The following is a 23482-nucleotide window of genomic DNA, read 5'->3' as shown; positions in this document are numbered from 1 at the left end:
GCGGCGGGGCCCGGTGGTGTACCGGGCCCCGTGCGTGAGGGTGGGTCAGTTGGCTCGGGCGGTCAGCCGCGCCTGGGTCAGAAGACCTCTTCGGCCAGGTCCATCAGCTCGTTGTCGATGGACTCGGCGATCAGGCGCTGCGGGGCGGTGGTGGGCAGCACGTTGCGGGCGAAGTGCTTGGCCGCGGCGACCTTGCCCTGGTAGAAGGCGACGTCCTTCTCGGAGGCGCCGGCCTCCAGCTTGGCCAGCGCGACCGCGGCCTGGCGCAGCAGCAGCCAGCCGACCACCACGTCGCCGGAGACCAGCAGCAGGCGGGTGGTGTTCTGGCCCACCTTGTACATGTTCTTGACGTCCTGCTCGACCGACGAGAGGTCGGCCAGCAGCTTGCCGACGATCGCCTCCAGGTCGCCGGCGGCCTTGGCGAGCAGCTCGCGCTCGGCGGCCAGCGCCTCGCCGCCCTCGGCGGTCGCGAGGAACTTCTGGATCTGCTCGGAGACCGCGGTGAGCGCCTGGCCGCCGTCCTTGACGATCTTCCGGAAGAAGAAGTCCTGGCCCTGGATGGCGGTGGTGCCCTCGTACAGGGTGTCGATCTTGGCGTCCCGGATGTACTGCTCGATCGGGTACTCCTGCAGGTAGCCGGAGCCGCCGAAGGTCTGCAGCGACTGGGCGAGCTGCTCGTAGGACTTCTCCGAGCCGTAGCCCTTGACGATCGGCAGCAGCAGGTCGTTCAGGCGCTCGGCGGCGGCGTCGTGCTCGCCGCGCAGGCGGGCGGCCAGCATGTCGTCCTGGACCGAGGCGGTGTACAGCACCAGGGCGCGCATGCCCTCGGCGTACGCCTTCTGGGTCAGCAGCGAGCGGCGCACGTCCGGGTGGTGGGTGATGGTGACGCGCGGCGCGGTCTTGTCCAGGAACTGCGAGATGTCGGCGCCCTGCACGCGCTCCTTGGCGTACTCCAGCGCGTTCAGGTAGCCGGTGGAGAGGGTGGCGATCGCCTTCGTGCCGACCATCATGCGGGCGAACTCGATGATCTTGAACATCTGGCGGATGCCGTCGACCTTCTCGCCCAGCAGCCAGCCCTTGGCCGGGTGCTTGGCGCCGAAGGTCATCTCGCACGTGTTGGACGCCTTCAGGCCCATCTTGTGCTCGACGTTGGTGGCGTAGACGCCGTTGCGCTCGCCGAGCTCGCCGGTCTCCCAGTCGAAGTCGAACTTCGGCACGATGTACAGGCCCAGGCCCTTGGTGCCCGGCTTGCCGCCCTCGGGGCGGGCCAGCACCAGGTGGACGATGTTGTCGGACATGTCGTGCTCACCCGAGGTGATGAAGCGCTTCACGCCCTCGATGTGCCAGGAGCCGTCCTCCTGCTTGATCGCCTTGGTGCGGCCGGCGCCCACGTCGGAGCCCGCGTCGGGCTCGGTGAGCACCATGGTGGCGCCCCACAGGCCGTCGATCATGCGCTGGGCGACCTTCTGCTGCTCCTCGGTGCCCTCGTCGTAGACGACGCCGGCGAAGGCCGGGCCGGAGGAGTACATCCAGATCGCCGGGTTGGAGCCGAGCACCTGCTCGGCGTACGCCCACACCAGGGAGGACGGAGTGACCTGACCGCCGATGCCCTCCGGGATGCCCAGGCGCCACCACTCGGCGTCCATGAACGCGGAGTAGCTCTTCTTGAAGGTGGCCGGCACCGGAGCGGTGCTGGTCTCCGGGTCGAAGACCGGCGGGTTGCGGTCGGCGTCCACGAAGGAGGCCGCGAGCTCGTTCTCCGCCAGGCGGGAGATCTCGCTGAGGATGTTCTTCGCGGTGTCGACGTCCATGTCGGCGAACGGACCGGTGCCGTACACCTGGTCGCGGCCGAACACCTCGAAGAGGTTGAACTCCACGTCCCGCAGGTTGGACTTGTAGTGACCCATGACCGTATCTCCGGTTCGTCTGCTCCACGGGCGGCCGCTTACGGCGCACCGCTTACCCACCAGTACGCCCCATGATGCTACCGGTTGGTAACTTGTTCAAGCCCTTGGCGGTGAAGCGGCTATGAACGTGGTCACGTCCCACAATGCGGCCCCCGGCCGGATTGTGCGGATCACCCGCCCCCAACCGGGGCCCGGCCCGATAGCCTTGTCCCCGTGTACGGCTACGAGCAGAGCGCCTACCAGGACCCCTACCAGCAGCAGATGCAGCAGGGGATGCCCGGCATGCCCGGCGGCGGACCGTACGGCGACCCGCAGGCCGCCCAGCAGTCGCTCTACCCCGAGCCGTCGCCTCCCACACTGGCCGACGCGGTGCGCGCCTTCACCACCGGGGCGATGCCGGTGGAGGACTTCCAGGCGATCTTCATCACCTCCAAGGTGTACTGCCCGCGCGGCGACCGCCCCGGCTTCCTGGCGCTGCACAACACGCCGACCCCGGTGATCCCGATGTTCAGCTCGGTCAAGGAGCTGAAGCGGTACGCCGGCAAGGAGTCCAAGCACTTCTCGGTCACCGGCGCCGAGATCCTCGACCTGCTGCCCACCGGCTACGGCTTCGCCCTGGACATGGAGGGCGAGCACCGGATGGTGTTCGACGCCCGCGCGGTCGAGCAGATGGTCGACTTCACCATGCGCCGGATGTACGGCCGACCCACTCCTCCCGCCCGCGGGGCGGGCATGGAATACGCCCACATAGTTCAATGTTCAACCTTGCGAGTGGTTGAGAATTGAACTACTGTGGAGGACGTAGGCCACAGACCGCCGAAGGAGGCCGACATGCCCGCCGTGACCGTCGAGAACCCGCTGACCCTGCCGCGCGTCACCACCCCGGACCCGGTGTCCAGCACCGCCCGTCCGGTCCTGACCGTGGCCACCGCCCCCGAGGGCTTCGAAGGCGAGGGCTTCCCGGTCCGCCGCGCCTTCGCGAAGATCAACACCAAGTTCCTGGACCCGTTCATCATGATGGACCAGATGGGCGAGGTGGACTACGCGGCCGGTGAGCCCAAGGGCACCCCCTGGCACCCGCACCGCGGCTTCGAGACGGTCACCTACATCATCGACGGCACCTTCGTGCACCGGGACTCGCACGGCGGCGGCGGCGTGATCACCGACGGCGACACGCAGTGGATGACGGCGGGCTCCGGCCTGCTGCACATCGAGACCCCGCCGGAGTCGCTGGTGATGTCCGGCGGCCTGTTCCACGGCCTGCAGCTGTGGGTCAACCTGCCCGCCTCGGACAAGATGATCACCCCGAAGTACCAGGACATCCGCGGCGGCAGCATCAAGCTGCTGACCTCGGAGGACGGCGGCGCGCTGCTCCGGGTGATCGCCGGCGAGCTCGACGGCCACCAGGGGCCCGGCAGCACGCACACCCCGATCACCATGATCCACGGCTCGCTCACCCCGGGCGCCCAGGTCACGCTGCCCTGGCGGTCGGACTTCAACGCCCTCGCCTACGGCCTGGCCGGCTCCGGCTCCGCGGGCGCCGAGCGCCGCCCGTTCCACATGGGCCAGGCGGTGGTCTTCGGCGACGGCGACACGCTGACCGTCCGCGCCGACGAGAAGCAGGACTCCCGCTCCGAGACCTTCGAGTTCGTCCTGCTCGGCGGCCTGCCGATCCGTGAGCCGGTCGCCTGGTACGGCCCGTTCGTGATGAACAGCCACCGCGAACTCCAGCAGGCCATGGAGGACTTCCAGGCCGGCCGGCTCGGCACCGTCCCGGCCGACGAGAACTGACGGACGGTCAGCTCGTAGGGGTTCAGTCCGTCGAAGGGGTTCCGGCCGCGGCCGGGGCCCCTTCGTCGTCCTCCGGCCGCGGCTCGCCCGGCTGCTCGGACCGGAGCTGCTCCAGTTCGGCGAGGGCGGCCGCGCCCAGTTCGGCCTTGGTGGGCTCGTCGGTGGAGTCGGCGCGCAGGCCGCGCAGGGTCTCGGCGACGCGGTGCGAGACGCCGCGCAGTTGCTGGGCGCGCTCGGCGTGGATGCCCGCGTCGGTGTTCTCCACCTCGACGACCGGGATGCCGCGGGCGCGGGCGGCGGCGAGCAGGCTGTCGCCGGCCTCCGGGATCAGGGTCAGCACCGAGGCGGCGAACAGGCCGCCGGGCAGCGGCTTCGGACGGCCGATCAGGTTCTTCGAGACGATCTCGCAGGGCAGTGCGCGCTCCTGCCGCTCGGCCGCGTCGAAGGCCGCCAGCGCCACCGTGAGCAGCGCCTCGACGGCCTTGGTGACCAGCCACCTGCGGCCGGGGACCGGCGGGAACAGCTCGCGGATCCGGTCCACCTCGCGGTCCACCACCACCCCGGGCAGGAAGTCCAGGCTGCTGTGGCAGCGGATCTCCAGCACCCGGCTCCAGTCGACCTGTTCGCCGTCGAAGCCGACCTGCTCCGGCCCGATCGACACCTGGCCGAGGCCGTCCAGCAGGTGCAGCAGCTTCACCGCCGGGCCGGGCACCCGCGGCAGCCGGGCCACCAGGCCGGCCAGCGAGACCTCCCAGTCCTCGGTCGGCGGGACGTCCGGTCGCGGGTGGGTGTCCAGGGCCCGGCGCGCCCAGTCGCCGCCGGCCTTGGTGCGCGCCGAGGCGACCGCCTCCGACACCGCCCCGAGGGCCGCACCGGCCCGCCGCCCGACGCCCTCGGTCACCCGTCCGACGCCCTCGGTCACCCGCTTGATGCCCACGGCCCCCGCCTCCCCCGCTCCGCCTCCGCCCGGTCGTCCGCCGGGTAACGCTACCCCGGCGGACGGCACTGCCTAGGCTGGGCGGGCAGGTCGCGTACGACGACGGGAGTGTTGAGATGGCGACGATCCACCGCACCACGATGGAGCCCACCAAGCTGGAGCTGCTGGTCGACTGGCTGCCCCGGCAGGAGTGGTACCGGACCGACGGCGCCGGGGAGTTGGAGCGGGCCGGCGGGTTCCGGCTGGACGATCCGGCGGGCGAGGTCGGCATCGAGCTGATGGTCGTCACCGACGGGCGGGCCGCCTACCTGGTGCCGATGTCCTACCGCGGCGCCCCGCTGGACGGCGCTCCCGCGCAGGCGCTGATCGGCACCAGCGAGCACGGCGTGCTGGGCACCCGCTGGATATACGACGGCGAGCACGACCCGGTGGTGCGCGAGCAGCTGGCCGCGCTGCTGGGCGGCAAGGCCGAGCCGCAGATGCAGAGCGAGAGCGACCGGCCCGACCCGACGGTGGCGGTGGGCGCCGTCCCGGCGTCGGTCGCCGGGGTGGCGCTGCGGCGGGTGCTGTCGCCGGGCGCCGGGGAGCCGGCCGCGGGCGAGGTGGTGGCCGGGTACACCGCGCCGGACGGCTCGGCGGTGCGCGCCGTGTTCGCGGCGGCGGTCACGGGCTGACGCTCCGCCAGCAGGCCGACGGCGCGTCAGAGGTGCGCGTAGAGCGCCGAGGCGTCGTCGTGGGCCTTGCCCCGGGGCCAGCGCAGGCAGTCGGGGTCGGTGCGTTCGGCGGCCCGCACCTGGGCGATCAGCTCGGCCGGACCGGCCTCGGCGAGCAGGCGTAGGGCGTCGGCCCAACTGCCCAGCCCCAGGCGGTCGGTGAAGCGGGCCGCACCGTCCGAGAGGGCCGCCACCCCGCGCAGGACCGCCAGGTCGGCGAATCCGGTCTCGGCGTGTTCGGCCGCGCGCGGGGTGGCGGCGGCGATCCACGGCCCGTGGCCGGTGTTGCGGGCGGCGCGGACCGCGGTGGCGTACCGCAGGTACAGCTCGGCGCGTTCGGCGGTGCCCGGGACGGTGGACCAGATCTGCCGGCGCAGGCCGTCCGCGCCGGGCCAGCGCTGGTTGTCACCGATCACCCGGGGCGGCCCGTCCGCGGGGTGCAGCACCAGCAGCGAGTCGCCGAGCGCCAGGTACTCCAGCGCCCCGTCGGCGATCCGGGCGGCCACCACCATCGCGGCGGGCGTGTTGGGGTTGGCCAGGTCGCAGCGCCCGCCGTGCAGCGCGGCGGTCTCGGCGATCGCGTCGGCCAGGCACTCGGCGATGCCGCGGTCGACGCGGTCGGTGAGCCGGGCCAGCAGCTGCACGCCCAGTCTGCGCACGTACCAGGCGATCCCGTGGCGGCAGCCGGACTCCAGCGAGGCCGGGGCGCTGGAACCGTCCAGCAGCACCAGGGCCTCCGGGGTGGCCACCGCGAAATCCTCGTTCGCCCGGTCCGGGCGGCGCGCCTCGACTGCCAGCTCTACCCGCATGGCCACCAGTCTGCGACCGGCCCACGGGCGCGGAACAGGGGTCGGAACGTGATCCCTTCGCGGGGGTATCGCGAAGGGATTCAGACATAATGGGCGAAAAGGCTCGGAACTCGCGTCGGGAGAACCCATGGTCTGGCAGTTCTTCGTACTGGTGATCGCCTCGATCGGCTTTCCGATCCTGGCGCTGCTCTACCTGATCGGCGGCCCGCACTACCGCGACGAGCACCACTGACCGGCGAGGACGCCGCCCCCACACCCCCTCCGCGCGCCCTCCACCGGAGGGAAATGGGCTTCAGCCGCCCCGACCGGCATGGCAGGGTGGGCACCAGCACACCAGCTCCCGTCCAGGAGGACCCCAATGAGCAGCGAAACCGCCGCCGAATCCGCCGACTCGGCCGACCCCGCGGAGACCCCCGCCGAGGCCGGGCAGGACGACGTGAAGGCGAAGTTCCTCGCCGCCCTGCAGCGCAAGGACGGCGGATCAGGTCGCGGCGCGGGCAGCGGCCCGGGCGGCGACTCGAAGATCCACGGCGCCCACGGGGCGGCGGGCGGCAAGCGCACCTTCCGCCGCAAGAGCGGGGGCTGACACTCCGTCGGGGTACCAGCCGGGGCCGGGTCCGCATGGTGCGGAGCCGGCCCCGTGGCGTGTCCCGGTGGTCGTCAGGCCGCCCGGACCGGGGCGGGTTCGGCGAGGAAGGCCAGCGCGTTGTCGACGACGGTCGGCTCGGACAGCACCCGGTTGTGGCCCAGGCCCCGGGTGGTGATCAGGCGCAGTTGCTCGCCGTAGGCGTCGCGCAGCCGGTGCGCCTGCGCGAGCGGGACCATCCGGTCGCCCTCGTCGTGGAAGGCGAGGATCGCGGCGCCGATCTCCTCGGGCCGGTGGGCGGCGTCGAAACGCTGCCAGAGTGCCTCGACCTCGGGGAATAGCACCTGCTCGGTGCGGCGGACCAGTTCGCCCTTCAGCCGTGCGTTCAGGCCGAGTTGGGCGGCGAAGCCGTTCACCACGAAGTCGAAGTCGGCCACCCCCGCGACCGCCACCAGGCGCTCCGCCTTGATCCCGTCGCGCAGCGCGAGGAACGCGCAGCACACCCCGAAGGAGTGCGCCACGATCGCCTCGAACGGCCCGTGGCGCTCGGCCAGCTGCCCGATCGCCTCCCGGTAGTCGAGGATCGTGCTCGCCCGGCCGCCCGAGTCGCCGTGCCCCGGCGCGTCGAAGCCGATCGGGCTCATCCCGAGGTCCAGCAGCCCCTGCACGTACGGTGCGAAGCGCGAGGTCCGGGACTGCCAGCCGTGCAGCAGCAGCACCGGCCGGCCGCCGTCGCCCCACCGGTACGCCACCACCCGGCGGCCGTTGACGGCGAGGGTCTCGGTGGCGGCGCGTTCGTGCACCTCGCGTTCGGCGGGGCGGACGCGGCCGCGGCGCAGCGGGTGGCGGAAGAGTTCGAAGGCCACCCGGCCCGGGACGGCGGGGGCGATCAGGGAGGTGGCGTTCAGCGCGGTGCGCACGGCGGCGCGGGCCGCGGCGCTCGGTAGTGCGGCTTTGGATGCCATGCGCAGATATTAGCACGATCGTTCGTTCAGTTTTATGAGCGTCGGTGCGGACCTGCACGGGCCTGCCCGGCTAGGCCGGCGTGGCGAGGAGAAGGAGGCGGCGGATGGCGCGGGCGGTGCGGTCGTAGCGGGACGGGTCGTCGTGCAGCACGGAGTGGACGTTCGCACTGTCCATCAGGCTGGTGAGCAGGAGGGCGAGTTCCTCGACGTCGGTGTCCGCGGCGAGGTCGCCGGTGGCGACGGCGGCGCGGAGCAGGTCGGTCATCTGCGCCTCCCAGTCGAGGGCGGCGGTGGCCAGCGCGTCGCGGACCGGGCCCGGCTGGGCGTCGAACTCCGCCGTGACCGAGTAGAAGAAGCAGCCGCCCTCGAAGACCCGCCCGCGGGAGTACGCGATCCACCGCTCGCACAGCGCCAGCACCTGGCCGGTGCCGGCCGGGAGGTCGAGGACCGGGGCGATCACGTTGTCGTAGAAGATCCGGCGGGCCGCGCGGACGGTGGCGAGCTGCAGCTCCTCCTTGGAGCCGAAGCCCGCGAAGACGCCGCTCTTGCTGAGCCCGAGGTCGGTGGCGAGGCGGCCGATCGACAGGGCGCCGAGGCCCTCGACGGACGCGATCTGCACCGCCCTGCCCAGGACCGCCCGCCGCGTCTCGTTACCCCGCTGGACCCGCCCGTCGGTGGAGGAGCTGACGACCACTGGACACACACCTCCGCGAGACGGCTTGCCCCGCCAGGGTACGACGACGGGTCTTCCGACTCGTACGGTTCCACCCCTCGCCGTGCCGCCCGCGGGCGCTAGTCGGCCATGTGCTGGAGGTGGGCGGCGGTGTGGAGGAGGGCTTCGTCGGCGTGGGGGTGGGCGATGAGTTGGAGGCCCAGGGGGAGGGGGGTGAGGGTGGTGGGGAGGGTGAGGGCGGGGAAGCCGGCGTGGCTCCAGGGGAGGGAGAGGGCGGGGGAGCCGGTGGAGTCGAGGCCGAGGGGGGCGGGGCCGGGGGCGGCAGGGGTGGCGAAGAGGTCGAGGTGGTGGTCGGACATGGTGCCGGTGAGGCGGTGGCGGAAGCCTTCGCGGGCGGCCAGCGCGGCGAGGTAGTCGGCGCGGTCGACGTCCTGACCGCGGCGGATCGCGGCGGCGGTCTCGGGGCGCAGCAGCGCGCCGAAGCGGTTGACCAACTCGCCCAGGCGGTGGGCCAGTTCGTAGTGGTGGATGACGGTCGCGTGGTGCGTGAGGTCGTCCAGGTCGGGGAGCGCGTCGACGTGGCGGACGGTGACGCCGAGGTCGGCGAGGTGGCGGGTGAAGGCGGTCAGGGCGTCGGGGTCGACCTGGTCGAGGTAGCGGCCGGTGGGGACGCCGAGGACGGGCTGGGCGTTCGGGGCGCCGGCGGGCGGGGACCAGTCGTCGCAGAGCAGGGCGGCGGCCAGCTGCAGGCTGGGGAGGTCCGCGGTGAAGCAGCCGACGGCGTCCAGGGTCGGGGAGTTCGGGAGCAGGCCGGTGGTGGGGATGCGGCCGTGGGTGGGGCGGAAGCCGAGGACGCCGCAGTAGGCGGCGGGGCGGATCACCGAGCCGAGGGTCTGGGTGCCGAGGGCGAGCGGGAGCAGGCCCGCGGCGACGGCGGCCGCGGAGCCGCTGCTGGAGCCGCCCGGGGTGTGGGTGAGGGCGCGGGGGTTGCGGGTGGGGCCGGGGGCGGTGAGGGCGAACTCGGTGGTGACGGTCTTGCCCGCGATCAGGGCGCCGGCCGCGCGCAGCCGGGTCACCGCGGCGGCCTCCGGGCCGGCCAGGACGCCGGGCGGCAGCGCGGAGCCGGCGTGGGTGGGCAGTCCGGCGACGTGCAGGACGTCCTTGACGCCGACGGCGGCGCCGTACAGCGGGAGGTCGGCGGGGTCGCGGGCGGCGAGGTCGCGGGCTTCGGCGGCCAGCCGGCGGTAGCGGCCCGGTTCCGGGACGAAGGCGTGGACCGCGGGGTCGAGGCGGTCGATCCGGGTGAGCAGCCGCTCCACGTGGGTGGGCAGGTCGAGGCGGCCGCTGCGGAGGTCGGCGACCTGGTCGAGCAGGGAGAGCGGGGGGAGGACGGCGGCGGCCGGACCCGGGTAGGGGTCCGGCCGCGGGGGGCGGGGCTCGGTGGTGCGGGAGGTGGCGTTCATGGCCGTCGTTGCGGGTCAGGCGGAGTGCTCGTCCGGGAGGTAGGGAGCCTCGCGGAGGAAGAGGGCCCCGCAGGTGTGGCAGTTGTGGTCCGGGTCGACGGTCCAGCGGGCGGCGTCCTGGACCGGGGCCCCGGCCTCCAGTTCCCTGCCGCACAGGGCGACCAGGTCCGCGTTGCGGACGATGTGCCAGCTGACCACGGAGTCCGTGGCGCCGGTCGGGCCGGTCTCGGCGCGCATCTGGTGCATCATGATCACCATGGTCCGCCGACCGGGCATACCCGGCAATTCGATCAGTCGGCGGCCGGCGGGGTGAGGGTGCCGTGCAGGCGGAGCCGGGCGATGCCGCCGTCGGGGAGGACGTCGAGGCGGACGTGGGTGGTCGGGCGCGGGTCGGCGGTGGTGATGTCGTGCCAGGGTCCTTCGGTGCCGTAGATCCACGGCTGGCCGGCCAGGTCGGAGAGCCTCAACTCCGGTGCGGTGGCGAGCGGGTGGTCGGGCGGGAGGGCGGCGTCCAGGACGTCGGCGAGCAGCCGGGTGCGGACGAAGCGGGAGTCCTGGGGGCTCGGGAGTTCGGCGGAGAGTTCCACCGCCAGGTCGACCTCGCCGGCCGCCAGCAGGCGGTGCGCCTCGGCGGCCTCGGCCTCGGTGACGCCGCCTGTTCCAACTGGCCGAATATCCGGTCGGCGTGGGCCAGCAGCGGCCGGGCCGCCGGGGTGAGGCGCACCCGGCGGCCGTACGGCTCGACCATAGGGGCGCCCACCTGCCGGGCCAGCGAGGCGAGTTGCTGGGACACGGCGGAGGGCGTCAGGTGGAGGTGTTCAGCCGCGGCGGTCACCGTGCCGTGCTCGTCGAGTGCGCGCAGGACGCGAAGGCGGCGCAGGTCCCGGTCCATCGGGCGATGGTACGGGCGGCGGTGGCGGGTCAGGTGGTGGAGCGCAGGGCGCGCCAGGCGGTGAGGGTGGCGAGCAGGAGGGCGGCGCCGGAGATGGCGAAGCCGGTGCGGGCGCCGATGTGCTGGGCGACGGCGGTGACGGCGAGGCCGGTGAGCGGGAGGGTGCCGGTCATCGCGGTGCCCCAGAGGGACATCACCCGGCCGCGCATGCCCGGGTCGGAGCGGAGCTGGGCCAGCGTGTTGGCGCTGGCGATGAACCAGATCGAGGTGAGGCCGATGCTCGCCAGGCCGAGCAGGGCGAGCGGGAAGTTCGGGGCGAGCGCGGTGGCGAGGACGGCCGCCGAGGTGGCCAGCGCCAGGGTGCGGACCCGGCGCGGGGTGGGGGCCGGGGCCGAGGCGGCGAGCAGCGCGCCGGGCAGGCCGCCGACGCCGAACGCGGCGACCAGCAGGCCGTAGCCGCCGCCGTCGAGGTGCAGCGAGCGGCTGGCGAGGGTCGGGACGGTGAGGTTCATCGCGAAGATCAGGCCACTGGCGGCGGACATCGGCAGCAGGCCGCGGATCAGCGGCGAGCGCCGGGCGTACGAGAGGCCCTCGCGGGCGCCGGCCTTGGGGCGCTCGGCGGCGCGGCCGGCGGGGTCCGCGGGCCGGGCCGGACGGAGTTTCAGCAGGGCGGCCAGCGGGGCGGCGTACGCGAGGGCGTTGAAGGCGAAGCAGAAGGCCGGTCCGCTGAGGGTCAGCAGGGCGCCGGCGGCGCCCGGGCCGAGCACCCGGGAGGCGTTCAGCGCCACCTCCCAGAGGCCGACCGCGCTGGCCACCGACTCGGCGCCGACCAGGTCGACCACGAAGACCTGGCGGGCCGGGGCGTCGACGGTGGCGACCAGGCCGGAGCACGTGGCGAGGGCGAGCAGCAGCCAGAGGTGGAGTCCGCCGAGCGCGGTGAGGGTGGCGAGGGTCAGACCGATCGCCATCATCAGGCCCTGGGTGACCAGCAGCAGGCGGCGGCGGTCGGAGCGGTCGACCAGCGCGCCCGCCCACGGGCCGAGCAGCAGGGTGGGACCCCAGGTGCAGGCCGACAGGAGGGTCAACCAGACGGCGTCGTCGGTGAGTTCGAGGACCACCCAGGAGAGCGCGACACCCTGGGCGAGGGCGCCGGAGGCGGAGGTCAACTGGCCGAGGAACCAGATGCGGAAGTCGCGTCCCTGCAGCGCTTGGCCCATCCGGGCCAGGCCCCTGCGGGTCGCGGACGTGGGCTCGGGCGCGGCGGTGGTGGTCATCGTCCCTCCGGGTGGGTGGACTAGACCATAGCCGTGGAGGGTGGGTGCGGGGCTAGGGGTTTCGCAGGACGGACACGTCCGACCGGGCCGCAGCGGGCTGGTTGGCCGAAAAGCACGGGGTCGGTGGTCGGCCGAGAAGCGCGAGGTCGGGTCAGGCGCTGCGGAGCAGCGGGGTGTCGTCCCGCCAGGTGAGGATCTTGTCGAAGCTGACGGTGGCTCCGCGCAGCGGGTGGTTGCGGAGTTGGACGTGGTCGGTGAGGGCGTGGATGAGGAACAGCCCGCGGCCGCACTCGGCGGTGAGGTCGGGGACGGTGTCGGGGGCCGGCGCGGGGAGGTGGGGGCGGCCGGGCGGCAGGACGTGGGTGTCGTAGGCGGTGGGGCGGCGGGCCGCGGTGAGGACCCGCGGGGGGAGGGTGGCGCGGCCGCGGCGGGTGCGGCGGGGGGTGGCGGGGCGGGCCCGGCCGGGGACGCCGGTGGGGCGGCGGGGCGCCGGGGGGTCGGCCGTCGCGCAGGTGGCGGGCAGGCCGGGGCCGGTGTCGGTGACCTCGATGCGCAGGCGGTTGCCGGACAGCGCGGCGGTGACCTGGAAGGTGTCGCCGGGGCGGGCCGGGCCGGTGTGCTCGACGGCGTTGGCGCAGGCTTCGGTGAGGGCGACGCCGAGGTCGAAGGCGACCTGGGGGTCGACGCCCGCGGAGTCCATGGCGCCGAGCAGGATGCGGCGGGCGAGCGGGACGCTCGCGGGGTCGCGCTTGAGGTGCAGAGTCCACCAGATGTCCACGGGAGATCCCTCCTGGCTGCGGCTCCACATACAACTAGCTATCTCCTCGGCTACGCGCGGTGAACCGTCCGCACTCACCGGTACCGCTCGTTCGGCGGATGGACTGGTCCCGCCGGTTGTGCCGATCGGCGCACGGTGGTCCGCGCGCGCCGGTCGGGTTCGCGCCAATGCGGACGGCTTTCGGCCCCTGCCCCGGGGGCCGGTGTAGGCGGTGAGATGATGGCCCGGCCATGACTGACCTGACCGCCGCCGCCCGCCGGGGAGCTGTCGTCCCCGCCGGGCGGGCGACTACGGCCGCCTGGGATCTGCGGGTGCTGCGCGCGGCGCCGTTCGCGCTGGTGTGCACGGTGGTCGCGGCGGCGGGGCACGCGTGGGTGGGCGGCGGCGAGGTCGCGCCGGACACCCTGCTGCTGGGCTTCGCGGTGGTGGCGGCGTGCGCCGCGCTGCTCGCCGGGCGGGAACGCTCGCTGGGGGCGATCGCGGCGGCGCTGGGCGCCGGTCAGCTGGGACTGCACCTGCTGTTCCACTGCCTCGCGGGCGGCCTCGGCGGCGGCTTGACGGGCCTGCCGATGGCGGGCATGCAGATGGCCGGAAACAGCCCCTCGGACGGGCTGACCGCCGTGGCGGGCCGGCTGCTCTGCAACGACCTGCCGGGCGACGGGCTGACCGTGGTCCCGGTCGACACCACCGCCGAGCAGGTGGTGAGCGCGGCCGGGCTGGACCCGGCGGCGTACACCGCCGTGGCGGCGCCGCACGCCGGCGGCTGGCTGGGGATGACCCCCGGGATGCTGCTCGGCCACCTGGCGGCCGCGGTGCTGGCGGGCTGGTGGCTGCGGCGCGGCGAGGCCGCGCTGTGGCGGCTGCTGCGCGCCGCGGCGCTGACCGCCCGCGAGTGGGCGGAGCCGCTGCGCACCGCGGTGGCGCTGACCCTCGCGCTGCTGCTCGGCGGCCTGGGCGGGCGTCCGGGTGCGCCGCGGCGGGCCGGACGGGCGGCGGACTGGCCGCTGCCGGTGGCAGTGGCGCTGCGGCACAGCGTGCTGCGGCGAGGACCGCCGAGGGCGGCGTTCGCGCGCTGACCGGCTCCGGGTGAGACGGGGTCGGGGCGCGCAGAGCTGCGCCGTGCCCGCGAAACGCGCGGCCGGCGTCACGTACCCCTTTCCCCGTCGCGCGGCCTCCGCGCGCCCCCTTTCCCAGGAGACCCCTGATGCGTTCGCTTTCCGCCCGTCGCGCCGTCGGCACCCTCGCGGTGGCGGCCTCCGCCCTGCTGGCGTCCGCCGTTCCCGCGTTCGCGCACGTGACCGTCCAGCCGGGCAGTGTCCCGCAGGGCGGCTACACCGCCGTGGCGTTCCGGGTGCCGAACGAGAGCGACACCGCCTCCACCGTGAAGCTGGAGGTCAGCCTGCCGATGGACCACCCGATGGCCTCGGTGCGCACCCAGCCGCTGCCGGGCTGGACCGCCACCCTGGAGAAGTCCAAGCTCGACAAGCCGCTGGACTCGCACGGCCAGCAGATCACCGAGGCGGTCTCCAAGATCACCTGGACCGCCGACGCCGGCACCAAGATCGCCCCCGGTCAGTTCCAGGAGTTCCGGGTGTCGCTGGGCGCCCTGCCCACCGACACCGACAAGCTGACCTTCAAGGCGCTGCAGAGCTACGACAACGGCGAGGTCGTGCGCTGGATCGAGGAGGCCAAGGACGGCCAGCCCGAGCCGTCCAAGCCCGCCCCGGTGCTGAGCCTGACCAAGGCCGCCGCCGCGGCCCCGTCCGCCGCCGCCGACCACCACTCGGGCGACGCGGCGGGCGGCACCGACACCGCCGCGGCCGCGAAGTCCGACGACTCCACCGCCCGCACCCTGGGCGTGGTCGGCATCGTGGTCGGCGTGATCGGCGCGGCGCTCGGCGTCGCCGGGCTGCGCCGCCGCACCCCGCAGTCCTGACCCCCCGTCAGGCGGGGCCGCGCCCGCGGCCCCGCCTGACGTCCCGGCTCCCCCGCACCACTCCGCACGGAACGGAAGAACCCTTGGCATCCCAGCGCAGCACCCGTCCCCGCCTGGCGGCCGCCGCCGCCCTCGCCCTCAGCACCGTCCTCGTGCTCTCCGCCTGCTCCTCCTCCGGCGGTGGCGGCGGTGAGGGCGGCACGGCCGCCAAGGTCAGCAGGGAGGCGCCGACCAGCCAGTACCAGGGCACGGTGCTGAAGAAGAACTTCGAGAAGCCGGACCTGCAGCTCGCCGACACCTCCGGCCAGCCGTACGACCTGAAGGCGAAGACCGCCGGGAAGACCGTGCTGCTGTTCTTCGGCTACACCAGCTGCCCCGACGTCTGCCCGACCACCATGGGCGACATCGGCGTGGCGCTGTCCAAGCTGCCCGCGGAGGAGCGGCAGAAGTTCGACGTGGTGTTCGTCTCCACCGACCCGCAGCGCGACACCCCGCAGGTGCTGCGCACCTGGCTGGACTCGATGGGCAAGGACTTCATCGGGCTGACCGGCGACCTGGAGAAGGTGAAGGCCGCGGCCAAGCCGCTGGGCATCCTGGTCGAGGACCCGGTGGTCAACGCCAACGGCTCGGTGACCTCGACGCACGGCGCGCAGGTGCTGGCGTTCCTGCCCACCGACGACAAGGCGCACCTGCTGTACATGGCGGGCACCTCGGTGGAGACCTACCGGCACGACCTGGAGCTGCTGGCCAAGGGGGTGGCGGTGTGAGCCGGTCGTTCCGGCGGACCGCGCTGATCGGCTCCGGGCTGGCGGCGGTGCTGACCGCGGGCACCGTGGTGGTGGCCTGCCAGTCCTCGGACGGGTCGGCGGCCGCGCCGCGGCTGTCGGTCGCCGACCCGTACATACCGCTGCCCGCCACGCCCGGCGGGATGGGCGCCGGGTACCTGACGGTCCGCAACGAGGGCGGCGCGGACCGGCTGTTGAAGGTGACCAGTCCGGCGGCGGCCTCGGTGACCATGCACCGCTCCACCGACAGCTCGATGGAGGAGGTGACCGCCCTGGAGGTGCCCGCGCACGGCACGCTGGACCTGGCCCGCGGCGGCACCCACCTGATGATCATGGACTGGGCGAAGCCGCCGGCCCTCGGCGAGGAGCTGGAGCTCGACCTGCAGTTCGCCAAGGCCGGCACGGTCGTGGTGAAGATCCCGGTCAAGCCGCTCACCTACCGGCCGGGCGACTAGAAGGCGGATGACGTGGCAGACGGCGCGGTGACGAGGAGAGGCGGGCACGTGGTGACGGTGGCGAGGCGGTCCGGCGGCGGTCGGACCCGGCGGGGGGTCGGCGCGCTGCTCGCCGTGCTGGTGGCGGCGGTGGCCCTGGTGTTCGGCGGGGCGTCGGTGGCGTCCGCGCACGCCACCCTGGAGAGCACCGACCCGACGCAGAACTCGGTGGTGGCGACCGCCCCCGCCGCGGTGACGCTGACCTTCAGCGAGGGCGTGTCGCTCTCCGCGGACTCGGTCCGGGTGCTCGACCCGCAGGGCAAGGCCGTCGACGACGGCAACCCCGGGCACGTCGACGGCAAGGCCGCCACCGCCCGGGTGGCGCTGCGCCAGGGCCTGGGCAACGGCACCTACACAGTGGCCTGGCGGGCCGTCTCGGAGGACTCCCACCCGGTGGGCGGCGCCTTCACCTTCTCCATCGGCGCCCCGTCCGACACCTCGGTCAACGCCTCCGCCGTCCAGGGCGGCAAGGCCGAACCGGCGGTCGGCTTCGCCTACGGCCTGTCCCGGACCGTCGCCTACTGCGCCTTCGCGCTGCTGGTCGGCGCCGCCGCGTTCGTGCTGGCGATCTGGCCGTCCGGCGCGGCGCAGCGCGGCGTGCAGCGGCTGCTGATGACCGGTTGGGTGGCGCTGCTGCTCTCCACCGTCGCGGTGCTGATGCTGCGCGGCCCGTACGAACGCGGAACCGGACTCGGACAGGCGCTCGACCTGTCGCTGGTGCGGGCCACCCTGGACGAGCGGATCGGCACCGCGCTCGCCGCCCGGCTGCTGCTGCTCGCCGCGGCCGGGGTCTTCCTGTCGCTGCTGGTCGGGCAGTTGGGGCTGCAGGCGAAGCCCGCCGTGCCCACCGCGCCCGCACCGGCCGAGGAGTCGGGGCTGGACGCGGAGGAGGCCGAGCTGCGCCGGCTGGAGCAGCGGGCCGCGGAGCGTCCGCAGCACGACACCCGGCTCGGGCTGGGCCTGGCCGGACTCGCGCTGGCCATCGCGCTCGCCGCGACCTGGGTCGGCGCGGACCACTCCTCGGTGGGCATCCAGGTCGCCCTCGCGCTGCCGCTGGCCGCGCTGCACCTGCTGGCGATGGCGTTCTGGCTGGGCGGCCTGGCCACCCTCGCGGTCGGCCTGCGGCACGGCCTGCCGGCCGCGGCGGTCAGCCGCTTCTCGCGGCTGGCGTTCTGGGCGGTCGTCGTGCTGGTGGTCACCGGCGTCTACCAGTCCTGGCGCGGCCTCGGCTCATGGAGCGCGCTGGTCGACACCGAGTACGGGCGGCTGCTGCTGATCAAGACCGGCTGCGTGGCGGGGATGGTCGGCGTGGCCTGGATCTCCCGCGCCTGGACCGCGCGGCTGCGGGTCGCCGACGAGGGCCTGACCGTCGTCCCGGCGCCGCAGAGCCAGGAGCCGGCGGCCGCGGCGGAGGCCGGGGACCCGCTGCGGGCGGCCCAGTTGGCGCGCCAGCAGGCGGTGCGCGAGCGGGCCCGCGAGCAGGTCGCCGAGGGCGCGCCGGCCCGGGCCGGACTGCGGCGCAGCGTGCTGGTGGAGACCGCGGTGGCCGTGCTGGTGCTGGTCGTCACCACGATGCTCACCAACTCCCCGCCCGGCCGGGTCGCCCAGGCGGTCGCCGCGCAGCCGGGCGGCGGCGCGACCGCGCCGGCCGCGGGCGCCTCGGTCGTGCCGGGCCGCACGCAGGAGCTGAAGCTCCCGTACGACACCGGCGGCCGCACGCCGAACGCCAAGGGCACCGCGACGGTCACCGTCAACCCGGTCGGCACCGGCCCGAACGCGGTGACGCTGAAGCTGGCGGACGCCACGGGCCAGCCGGTCGAGGTGCCGGAGGTCCAGCTCGCCTTCACCCTCCCGGACCGCGACCTCGGCCCGCTCCCGGTGACACTGAAGCCGGAGGGCACCGGCAGCTGGTCGGGCACCGCACAGCTACCGCTGGCAGGCGTGTGGGTGGTGTCGGTGACGGTGCGGTCATCGGACATCGACCAGGTGACGGTTACTCAGCAGCTGAAGGTCGGGCAATGAGAGAGGGCCTGCGGCGCAACGACGCCGACGAGACGGTCAGCGGCGGAGCCGCGGGCGGCACGGGGCAGGGAGAGAAGAGCCAGGGCCTGCCTCACGACGAAGCGCTCAGTGGGCAGCGGGGTGCGGAGGACGGCGGAGCCGCAGGCGGCACGGGGCAGGGAGAAAAGGGCCAGAGCCTCCCGCGCGACGAAGCAGTCAGCGGGCAGCGACGCGCGGGCGGCGGCGGAGCCGCGGGCGGCACGGGGCACGGAGAGAAGGGCCAGAGCCTGCCGCGCGGCGAAGCGGACGGTGAGGGGCGGTCGGTTTCGCGGCGGGCGGTGCTTGGTGGGGCGGGGGCTGGGCTTGCGGTGGGGGCCGTGGGCGGGGTGTGGGGCGGGCGGGCTTCGGCTGCTGCGCCGGCGCCGGCGCCGGCGCCGGTGGGCCTGGGGGCGGGGCGGGTGGCGTTCCACGGGGTGCGGCAGGGCGGGATCGTCGAGGCCGGGCAGGCGTGGGTGGAGTGGGTGGCGTTCGACCTGCTGCCCGCGGCCGGGCGGTCCGGGCTGGTGACGCTGCTGCGCGGCTGGTCCGCCGCGGCGGAGCGGATGGCGGCGGGCGAGCCGGTGGAGCAGGGCGAGAACCAGATCGCCCTGGACGCCGGACCGAGCTCACTGACCGTCACCTTCGGCTTCGGCGCGACGCTCTTCGACAAGACCGGCCTGGCAAACCGCCGCCCCGAGCAGTTGGCCGCGCTGCCCGCGTTCCCCGGCGACGCGCTGGATCCGGCCCGTTCGGACGGCGACCTGTGGGTGCAGGTCGGCGCGGACGACGCGCTGGTCGCGGTGCACGCGGTACGGGTGCTGCGCCGGCTGGCGGCGGGGCTGGCCGCGCCGCGCTGGCAGATGTCGGGCTTCGCCCGTACGCCGGGGGCGGCCGCGCGTCCGGTGACCGGGCGCAATCTGATGGGTCAGATCGACGGCACCAACAACCCGAAGCCCTCGGACCCGGACTTCGCCGCGAAGGTGTTCGCCACCGGCCCGGGCTGGCTGGACGGCGGCAGCTACGTGGTGCTGCGGCGGATCCGGATGCTTCTGGACGACTGGGAGAACCTGCCGACGGACCGTCAGGAGCGGCTGGTCGGGCGCCGCAAGCGCGACGGCGCCCCGCTCTCCGGCGGACCGGACGCGGGCGAGCACACCGCCGTCGACCTGGCCGCGACGAATCCCGACGGCACGCTGGCGATCGCCCCGGACGCGCACGTCCGGGTCGCCGCGCCCTCGGTGAACGGCGGGGCGGCGATGCTGCGGCGCGGCTTCTCCTTCCACGAGGGACTGCTGCCGGACGGCTCCCCGGACGCGGGGCTGCTGTTCGCCGCGTTCCAGGCCGACCCGGCGCGCGGCTTCGTCCCGGTCCAGCAGCGGCTGGCCCGCGGCGACGGCCTGTTCCGGTTCCTGCGGCACGAGGCGAGCGCACTGTTCGCGGTGCCGCCGGGCGCCCCGGCGGGCGGGTACGTCGGGCAGCCGCTGCTGGAGGGCTGATCCGCCGCGGGTCGTCCGGCGGCCTGCTCGCTGGGCGGAACGCGGCACGGCCGCGCGGCGGAAGTGGCTAAGGTGGCAAGCCGAGTCCTGCTCTGCACCACGCTGTTCGTTCGGAGGCGGTCATGTCGGCGACCCGTTACACCTACCTCGGTCCCGCGGGCACCTTCACCGAGGCGGCGCTGCGTACGCTGCCCGAGGCCGCGACCCGTGAGCTGGTGCCGGTCGCCTCGGTGTCGGCGGCGCTGGATGCGGTGCGGGCGGGCGAGGCCGCGGGCGCGATGGTGGCGATCGAGAACTCGGTGGACGGCGCGGTGACCACCACCAGCGACGAGCTGATCAACGGCTCCCCGCTGATGATCTACCGCGAGGTGCTGCTGCCGATCTCCTTCGCGGTGCTGGTCCGCCCGGGCACCGCGCTCGGCGACGTCAAGACGGTCACCGGCCACCCGGTCGCCCAGCCGCAGGTGCGGCACTGGCTGGCCGCCAACCTGCCCGACGCGCAGTGGGAGTCGGCGGCGTCCAACGCGGAGGGCGCGCGGCTGGTCCAGGAGGGCCGCTACGACGCGGCGGTGGCCGGCGCGTTCGCCGCCGAGCTGTACGGGCTGGACGTGCTCTCCGACGAGATCCACGACGCCGCGGCGCCGACCACCCGGTTCGTGCTGGTCGGCCGTCCCGGCCGGGTCTCCTCGGCGACCGGCTGGGACAAGACCTCGATGGTGGTCTGGCTGCCGGACGACCACCCGGGCGCGCTGCTGGAGCTGCTGCAGGAGTTCGCGGTGCGCGGCATCAACCTGATGCGGATCGAGTCCCGGCCGACCGGCGAGGGCATGGGCAACTACTGCTTCGTCTTCGACTGCGAGGGCCACCTCAGCGAGCGCCGGGTCAGCGAGGCGCTGATGGGCCTGAAGCGGATCTGCCCGCAGGTGCGTTTCCTCGGTTCCTATCCGCGCGCCGACCACGGCACCGCCGCGCCGCTGCGCCCGGGCACCTCGGACCTGGACTTCGCCAACGCCGCGGACTGGCTGTCGCGCTGCCTGGACGGGCGCGGGGAACTCTGAGCGGCTGCACCGCGGTGTGACGCCACCGCGGTGTGTTGATCGTTCGGATCGCAAGGAACCGAATCCGGCCGGAACGGGATCGAAAAGGAACCCGTTTCGTTCATTTTCGACACGCCGGAAGGTCACCTGCCCGGACGAGAACCGTTCACCGGGCGGGTGTGAGGCCACCGATCAGGCGGGGAGCGGGCCATGGGCTTCATCCACAGGGCCGCGCCCGGCATCCACAGGCGGAGTTGTCCCCAGGTTGGGGGTAGTTATCCACAGGACTGGGGACGAGTCGACAAACCGGTAAAGACATCCCCAGTGCCGGTCAGATCATCAGCTAGGGGCACAGGGTGGACTAATCGCACCAGAGTCACCCCTGCGCCAACAAATCACCTGTGCGAGCGAGCGAATTCCCTCACTCGGGAAGCCGAATCGAGGTTTGAAACATGGAATTCTCGGTTCAGCACCCGGCGGACCGGCGGTTTTCCACTGTCCACAGCCCCTCGCCCGAGCCTGTGGATAACTCGTCCACCGGGCGATTGTCCACCTGGGTTATCCACAGGCCGACCGGAGTTATCCCCAGGCCTCGGACGGCTTTCCCACACCCCCGCCGCCACCGGCCGGGCACAGGATGCCAGATTCCGGGACAGAAAGCGACATACCCGCCCAAGCTTCACCTGGCCGGAACCGCGCCGCTCCGGCCGCCGAGCGGCGGTCCCGGAGCGCCCCCGCTCCCCCGGTAGGCTGGATCCGTGATCGACCTCCGCCTGCTCCGTGACGACCCCGACCGAGTGCGTGCCTCGCAGCGCTCCCGTGGCGAGGACGTCGACCTGGTCGACGCCCTGCTCTCCGCCGACGAACGCCGCCGCACCTCCGGCACCCGCTTCGACGAGCTGCGCGCCGAGCAGAAGCAGCTCGGCCGGCAGGTGGCCGCCGCCAAGGGCGAGGAGAAGGCCGCGCTGCTCCAGCGCACCAAGGAGCTGGCCGCCGAGGTGAAGGCCGCCGACGCCGCACAGGGCGAGGCCAAGGACGAGGCCGAGCGGCTGCTGCGCTCGCTGGCGAACCTGATCGACCCGGCCGCCCCGGTCGGCGGCGAGGAGGACTTCGTCACCCTCGAGGAGATCGGCACCCCCCGCGACTTCGCCGCCGAGGGCTTCGAGCCCCGCGACCACGTCGAACTCGGCCAGCTGCTCGGCGCGATCGACACCGAGCGCGGCGCCAAGGTGGCCGGCGCCCGCTCCTACTACCTCACCGGACCCGGCGCGCTGCTCGAGCTCGCGCTGGTCAACATGGCGATGGCACAGGCCTCCGCGGTCGGCTTCACCCCGATGATCACCCCCGCGCTGGTCCGCCCGGCCGCGATGGACGGCACCGGCTTCCTCGGCCAGGCCGCCGAGAACGTCTACTACCTGCAGGACGACGACCGCTACCTGGTCGGCACCAGCGAGGTCCCGCTCGCCGCGTACCACATGGACGAGATCCTGGAGGGCGACCGCCTCCCGCTGCGGTACGCCGGCTTCTCGTCCTGCTTCCGCCGCGAGGCGGGCACCTACGGCAAGGACACCCGCGGCATCATCCGGGTCCACCAGTTCGAGAAGGTGGAGATGTTCGTCTTCACCGCCCCCGAGGACGCCGAGGCCGAGCACCGCCGCCTGCTCCAGTGGGAGAAGGACTTCCTCAACGCTCTGGAACTCCCGTACCGGGTCATCGACGTCGCCTCCGGCGACCTCGGCGCCTCCGCCGCGCGGAAGTTCGACATCGAGGCATGGATCCCCACCCAGGGCAAGTACCGCGAGGTGACGTCCACCTCCAACACCACCGAGTACCAGGCCCGCCGGCTGTCCATCCGGATGCGCGACGAGAACGGCGTGCGCCCGCTCGCCACCCTCAACGGCACCCTGGTCGCGGTCCCGCGGGTGATCGTCGCGCTGCTGGAGAACCACCAGCGCGCCGACGGCTCGGTGGTCCTCCCGCAGGCCCTGCGCCCCTTCCTCGGCGGCCGGGACGTCCTGGAGCCGGTCAGCAAGTAAGCCCGCCCCCTCCCCCGGAGACACCTCGCACATGAGCACCGACGCCCTGCCCTACCGGCTGGTCGCCACCGACCTCGACGGGACGCTGCTCACCAGCGCCGAGACCGTCTCCGAGCGGACCCTGCGGGCGCTGGCCGCCGTCACCGCGCGCGGCGCCCAGCACATCATCGTCACCGGCCGCTCGGCCGGCTGGACCCGACCGGTGCTCGACGAGATCGGCTACACCGGGATAGCGGTCTGCGGCCAGGGCGCCCAGGTGTACGACGCCGGGGCGCACCGGCTGCTCACCTCGGTCACCCTGGACCGGCAGCTCGCGGCGATGGCGCTGGCCAAGATCGAGGCCGAGGTCGGCACCCTGGCGGTGGCCGCGAACCAGGACGGGCTGGACGGCGAGGTGCTGGCCGGGCCCGGCTACCGGCTGAAGATCGGCGCCGAGCTGCCGGTGCGCCCGGTGCCGCCGGAGGAGCTGCTGGCCTCGCCGGTCAGCAAGCTGTACATCCAGCACCCCGAGTTGACGGACGATCAACTCGCTTCCGCGGCCGAGGCGGTGGCCGGTCAGCTGGTGGGCGTCGTGATGGCCGGGGCGGGCATCGTGGAGCTGCTGCCGCTGGGCCTGACCAAGGCCACCGGCCTGTCGATCGCGGCCCGCCGGCTCGGCGTCACCGCCGCGCAGACCATCGCGTTCGGCGACATGCCCAACGACGTGCCGATGTTCCGCTGGGCCGGCCACGGCGTCGCGATGGGCAACGCCCACGAGCAGCTGCGCGCGGTCGCCGACGAGGTGACCGTCAGCAACGACGAGGACGGCGTCGCCGTCGTGCTGGACCGGGTCTTCGGGCGGTAGCCGCGGCGCCCCTCGCGGGGCGCCGG

23 protein-coding genes and 1 pseudogene are annotated in these 23482 nt (G+C 73.9%); 13 read left to right on the top strand and 11 right to left on the bottom strand.

The annotated features are described in order from the left end of the window. Nucleotides 1-77 precede the first annotated feature (77 nt). The gene (locus AB0K51_RS23235; RefSeq protein WP_363458591.1) at nucleotides 78-1907 is read right to left on the bottom strand and encodes an acyl-CoA dehydrogenase; all 1830 of its coding nucleotides are present in this window, start codon (nucleotides 1905-1907) and stop codon (nucleotides 78-80) included. 273 nt (nucleotides 1908-2180) lie between these two features. Between AB0K51_RS23235 and AB0K51_RS23230 the strand changes: the two genes are divergently transcribed. Both AB0K51_RS23230 and AB0K51_RS23225 read left to right on the top strand, forming a co-directional pair. Further along, the gene (locus tag AB0K51_RS23230) at nucleotides 2181-2693 is read left to right on the top strand and encodes an SseB family protein (protein ID WP_363458610.1); all 513 of its coding nucleotides are present in this window, start codon (nucleotides 2181-2183) and stop codon (nucleotides 2691-2693) included. A 45-nt stretch (nucleotides 2694-2738) separates the two neighbouring features. Further along, nucleotides 2739-3698: a pirin family protein gene (locus tag AB0K51_RS23225; protein ID WP_363458590.1), complete on the top strand. Its 960-nt coding sequence runs from the start codon at nucleotides 2739-2741 to the stop codon at nucleotides 3696-3698. A gap of 22 nt (nucleotides 3699-3720) precedes the next feature. Here the strand turns inward: AB0K51_RS23225 and AB0K51_RS23220 are convergent, their stop codons facing one another. After that, on the bottom strand, nucleotides 3721-4635 hold the full coding sequence (locus tag AB0K51_RS23220; RefSeq protein WP_363458588.1) for a hypothetical protein: 915 nt from the start codon (nucleotides 4633-4635) through the stop codon (nucleotides 3721-3723). 116 nt (nucleotides 4636-4751) lie between these two features. Between AB0K51_RS23220 and AB0K51_RS23215 the strand changes: the two genes are divergently transcribed. Next, nucleotides 4752-5309 carry a 1,4-alpha-glucan branching protein gene (locus AB0K51_RS23215; protein ID WP_363458587.1) on the top strand — a complete coding sequence of 186 codons (558 nt, stop codon included), beginning with the start codon at nucleotides 4752-4754 and terminating at the stop codon, nucleotides 5307-5309. Nucleotides 5310-5335: 26 nt separating this feature from the next. On the opposite strand, the gene AB0K51_RS23210 is transcribed toward AB0K51_RS23215, so the two are convergent. Continuing rightward, on the bottom strand, nucleotides 5336-6157 hold the full coding sequence (locus tag AB0K51_RS23210; RefSeq protein WP_363458585.1) for an integrase: 822 nt from the start codon (nucleotides 6155-6157) through the stop codon (nucleotides 5336-5338). Nucleotides 6158-6515: 358 nt separating this feature from the next. Here AB0K51_RS23210 and AB0K51_RS23205 point away from each other — a divergent pair, with 358 nt between their 5' ends. Beyond that, the gene (locus AB0K51_RS23205; RefSeq protein ID WP_363458583.1) at nucleotides 6516-6743 is read left to right on the top strand and encodes a DUF5302 domain-containing protein; all 228 of its coding nucleotides are present in this window, start codon (nucleotides 6516-6518) and stop codon (nucleotides 6741-6743) included. A 74-nt stretch (nucleotides 6744-6817) separates the two neighbouring features. On the opposite strand, the gene AB0K51_RS23200 is transcribed toward AB0K51_RS23205, so the two are convergent. The 8 genes and pseudogenes from AB0K51_RS23200 to AB0K51_RS23165 all read right to left on the bottom strand — a co-directional run bounded on the left by AB0K51_RS23200 (nucleotide 6818) and on the right by AB0K51_RS23165 (nucleotide 12788). Continuing rightward, the gene (locus tag AB0K51_RS23200) at nucleotides 6818-7708 is read right to left on the bottom strand and encodes an alpha/beta hydrolase (protein ID WP_363458581.1); all 891 of its coding nucleotides are present in this window, start codon (nucleotides 7706-7708) and stop codon (nucleotides 6818-6820) included. A gap of 70 nt (nucleotides 7709-7778) precedes the next feature. After that, entirely contained in the window at nucleotides 7779-8402 is a 624-nt protein-coding gene (locus AB0K51_RS23195) for a TetR/AcrR family transcriptional regulator (protein ID WP_363458579.1), read from the bottom strand. 98 nt (nucleotides 8403-8500) lie between these two features. Continuing rightward, nucleotides 8501-9844 (bottom strand): amidase, encoded by a 1344-nt coding sequence (locus AB0K51_RS23190; RefSeq protein ID WP_363458577.1) that lies wholly within the window; start codon nucleotides 9842-9844, stop codon nucleotides 8501-8503. 15 nt (nucleotides 9845-9859) lie between these two features. After that, complete coding sequence (locus AB0K51_RS23185; protein ID WP_363458576.1) at nucleotides 9860-10093, bottom strand: hypothetical protein; 234 nt, start codon at nucleotides 10091-10093, stop codon at nucleotides 9860-9862. Nucleotides 10094-10134: 41 nt separating this feature from the next. Next, a complete protein-coding gene (locus AB0K51_RS23180; RefSeq protein WP_363458608.1) occupies nucleotides 10135-10248 on the bottom strand; it encodes a hypothetical protein in 114 nt (37 codons plus the stop codon). Further along, nucleotides 10237-10736, bottom strand: a pseudogene (locus AB0K51_RS23175) (LysR family transcriptional regulator); the annotation flags it as partial. The pseudogene AB0K51_RS23175 and the gene AB0K51_RS23180, both read right to left, overlap by 12 nt. A 29-nt stretch (nucleotides 10737-10765) precedes the next feature. Continuing rightward, complete coding sequence (locus AB0K51_RS23170) at nucleotides 10766-12010, bottom strand: MFS transporter (protein ID WP_363458574.1); 1245 nt, start codon at nucleotides 12008-12010, stop codon at nucleotides 10766-10768. A 151-nt stretch (nucleotides 12011-12161) separates the two neighbouring features. Then, complete coding sequence (locus tag AB0K51_RS23165) at nucleotides 12162-12788, bottom strand: ATP-binding protein (protein ID WP_363458572.1); 627 nt, start codon at nucleotides 12786-12788, stop codon at nucleotides 12162-12164. A gap of 230 nt (nucleotides 12789-13018) precedes the next feature. On the opposite strand from AB0K51_RS23165, the gene AB0K51_RS23160 reads away from it, so the two are divergent. The 9 genes from AB0K51_RS23160 (at nucleotide 13019) to AB0K51_RS23120 (ending at nucleotide 23456) form a co-directional block, all read left to right on the top strand. Further along, entirely contained in the window at nucleotides 13019-13864 is an 846-nt protein-coding gene (locus AB0K51_RS23160) for a hypothetical protein (RefSeq protein ID WP_363458571.1), read from the top strand. 128 nt (nucleotides 13865-13992) lie between these two features. Next, nucleotides 13993-14724, top strand: coding sequence for a YcnI family protein (locus AB0K51_RS23155; RefSeq protein WP_363458569.1), 732 nt, complete (start codon nucleotides 13993-13995; stop codon nucleotides 14722-14724). Nucleotides 14725-14807: 83 nt separating this feature from the next. After that, nucleotides 14808-15491, top strand: a complete 684-nt coding sequence (locus AB0K51_RS23150; RefSeq protein WP_363458567.1) for an SCO family protein — start codon at nucleotides 14808-14810, stop codon at nucleotides 15489-15491. Then, a complete protein-coding gene (locus AB0K51_RS23145; RefSeq protein ID WP_363458565.1) occupies nucleotides 15488-15964 on the top strand; it encodes a copper chaperone PCu(A)C in 477 nt (158 codons plus the stop codon). Before AB0K51_RS23150 ends, AB0K51_RS23145 begins: the two co-directional genes overlap by 4 nt. 51 nt (nucleotides 15965-16015) lie before the next feature. Further along, nucleotides 16016-18025 carry a FixH family protein gene (locus tag AB0K51_RS23140; protein ID WP_363458563.1) on the top strand — a complete coding sequence of 670 codons (2010 nt, stop codon included), beginning with the start codon at nucleotides 16016-16018 and terminating at the stop codon, nucleotides 18023-18025. Nucleotides 18026-18291: 266 nt separating this feature from the next. Further along, on the top strand, nucleotides 18292-19539 hold the full coding sequence (locus AB0K51_RS23135; protein WP_363458606.1) for a Dyp-type peroxidase: 1248 nt from the start codon (nucleotides 18292-18294) through the stop codon (nucleotides 19537-19539). A 122-nt stretch (nucleotides 19540-19661) separates the two neighbouring features. Beyond that, on the top strand, nucleotides 19662-20597 hold the full coding sequence (gene pheA, locus AB0K51_RS23130) for a prephenate dehydratase (protein ID WP_363458561.1): 936 nt from the start codon (nucleotides 19662-19664) through the stop codon (nucleotides 20595-20597). Between the two features lie 737 nt (nucleotides 20598-21334). Further along, the gene (serS, locus tag AB0K51_RS23125; RefSeq protein WP_363458559.1) at nucleotides 21335-22612 is read left to right on the top strand and encodes a serine--tRNA ligase; all 1278 of its coding nucleotides are present in this window, start codon (nucleotides 21335-21337) and stop codon (nucleotides 22610-22612) included. Nucleotides 22613-22643: 31 nt separating this feature from the next. After that, the gene (locus AB0K51_RS23120) at nucleotides 22644-23456 is read left to right on the top strand and encodes an HAD family hydrolase (RefSeq protein ID WP_363458557.1); all 813 of its coding nucleotides are present in this window, start codon (nucleotides 22644-22646) and stop codon (nucleotides 23454-23456) included. Nucleotides 23457-23482: the final 26 nt, after the last annotated feature.

Source organism: Kitasatospora sp. NPDC049285 (assembly GCF_040678815.1).
In the GTDB taxonomy this organism is placed as follows: Bacteria; Actinomycetota; Actinomycetes; order Streptomycetales; family Streptomycetaceae; genus Kitasatospora.
Note: the sequence above shows the minus strand (reverse complement) of the source record. Positions and strands in the feature narration are given on the sequence as shown.

Coding starts and splice junctions, on each gene's coding strand:
- AB0K51_RS23155 (WP_363458569.1), top strand. CDS start 13,993: ATGCGTTCGCTTTCCGCCCGTCGCGCCGTCGGCACCCTCGCGGTGGCG.
- AB0K51_RS23120 (WP_363458557.1), top strand. CDS start 22,644: ATGAGCACCGACGCCCTGCCCTACCGGCTGGTCGCCACCGACCTCGAC.
- AB0K51_RS23230 (WP_363458610.1), top strand. CDS start 2,181: ATGCCCGGCATGCCCGGCGGCGGACCGTACGGCGACCCGCAGGCCGCC.
- AB0K51_RS23215 (WP_363458587.1), top strand. CDS start 4,752: ATGGCGACGATCCACCGCACCACGATGGAGCCCACCAAGCTGGAGCTG.
- AB0K51_RS23205 (WP_363458583.1), top strand. CDS start 6,516: ATGAGCAGCGAAACCGCCGCCGAATCCGCCGACTCGGCCGACCCCGCG.
- AB0K51_RS23200 (WP_363458581.1), bottom strand. CDS start 7,708: ATGGCATCCAAAGCCGCACTACCGAGCGCCGCGGCCCGCGCCGCCGTG.
- AB0K51_RS23235 (WP_363458591.1), bottom strand. CDS start 1,907: ATGGGTCACTACAAGTCCAACCTGCGGGACGTGGAGTTCAACCTCTTC.
- AB0K51_RS23160 (WP_363458571.1), top strand. CDS start 13,019: ATGACTGACCTGACCGCCGCCGCCCGCCGGGGAGCTGTCGTCCCCGCC.
- AB0K51_RS23225 (WP_363458590.1), top strand. CDS start 2,739: ATGCCCGCCGTGACCGTCGAGAACCCGCTGACCCTGCCGCGCGTCACC.
- AB0K51_RS23170 (WP_363458574.1), bottom strand. CDS start 12,010: ATGACCACCACCGCCGCGCCCGAGCCCACGTCCGCGACCCGCAGGGGC.
- AB0K51_RS23190 (WP_363458577.1), bottom strand. CDS start 9,844: ATGAACGCCACCTCCCGCACCACCGAGCCCCGCCCCCCGCGGCCGGAC.
- AB0K51_RS23185 (WP_363458576.1), bottom strand. CDS start 10,093: ATGATGCACCAGATGCGCGCCGAGACCGGCCCGACCGGCGCCACGGAC.
- AB0K51_RS23210 (WP_363458585.1), bottom strand. CDS start 6,157: ATGCGGGTAGAGCTGGCAGTCGAGGCGCGCCGCCCGGACCGGGCGAAC.
- pheA (WP_363458561.1), top strand. CDS start 19,662: ATGTCGGCGACCCGTTACACCTACCTCGGTCCCGCGGGCACCTTCACC.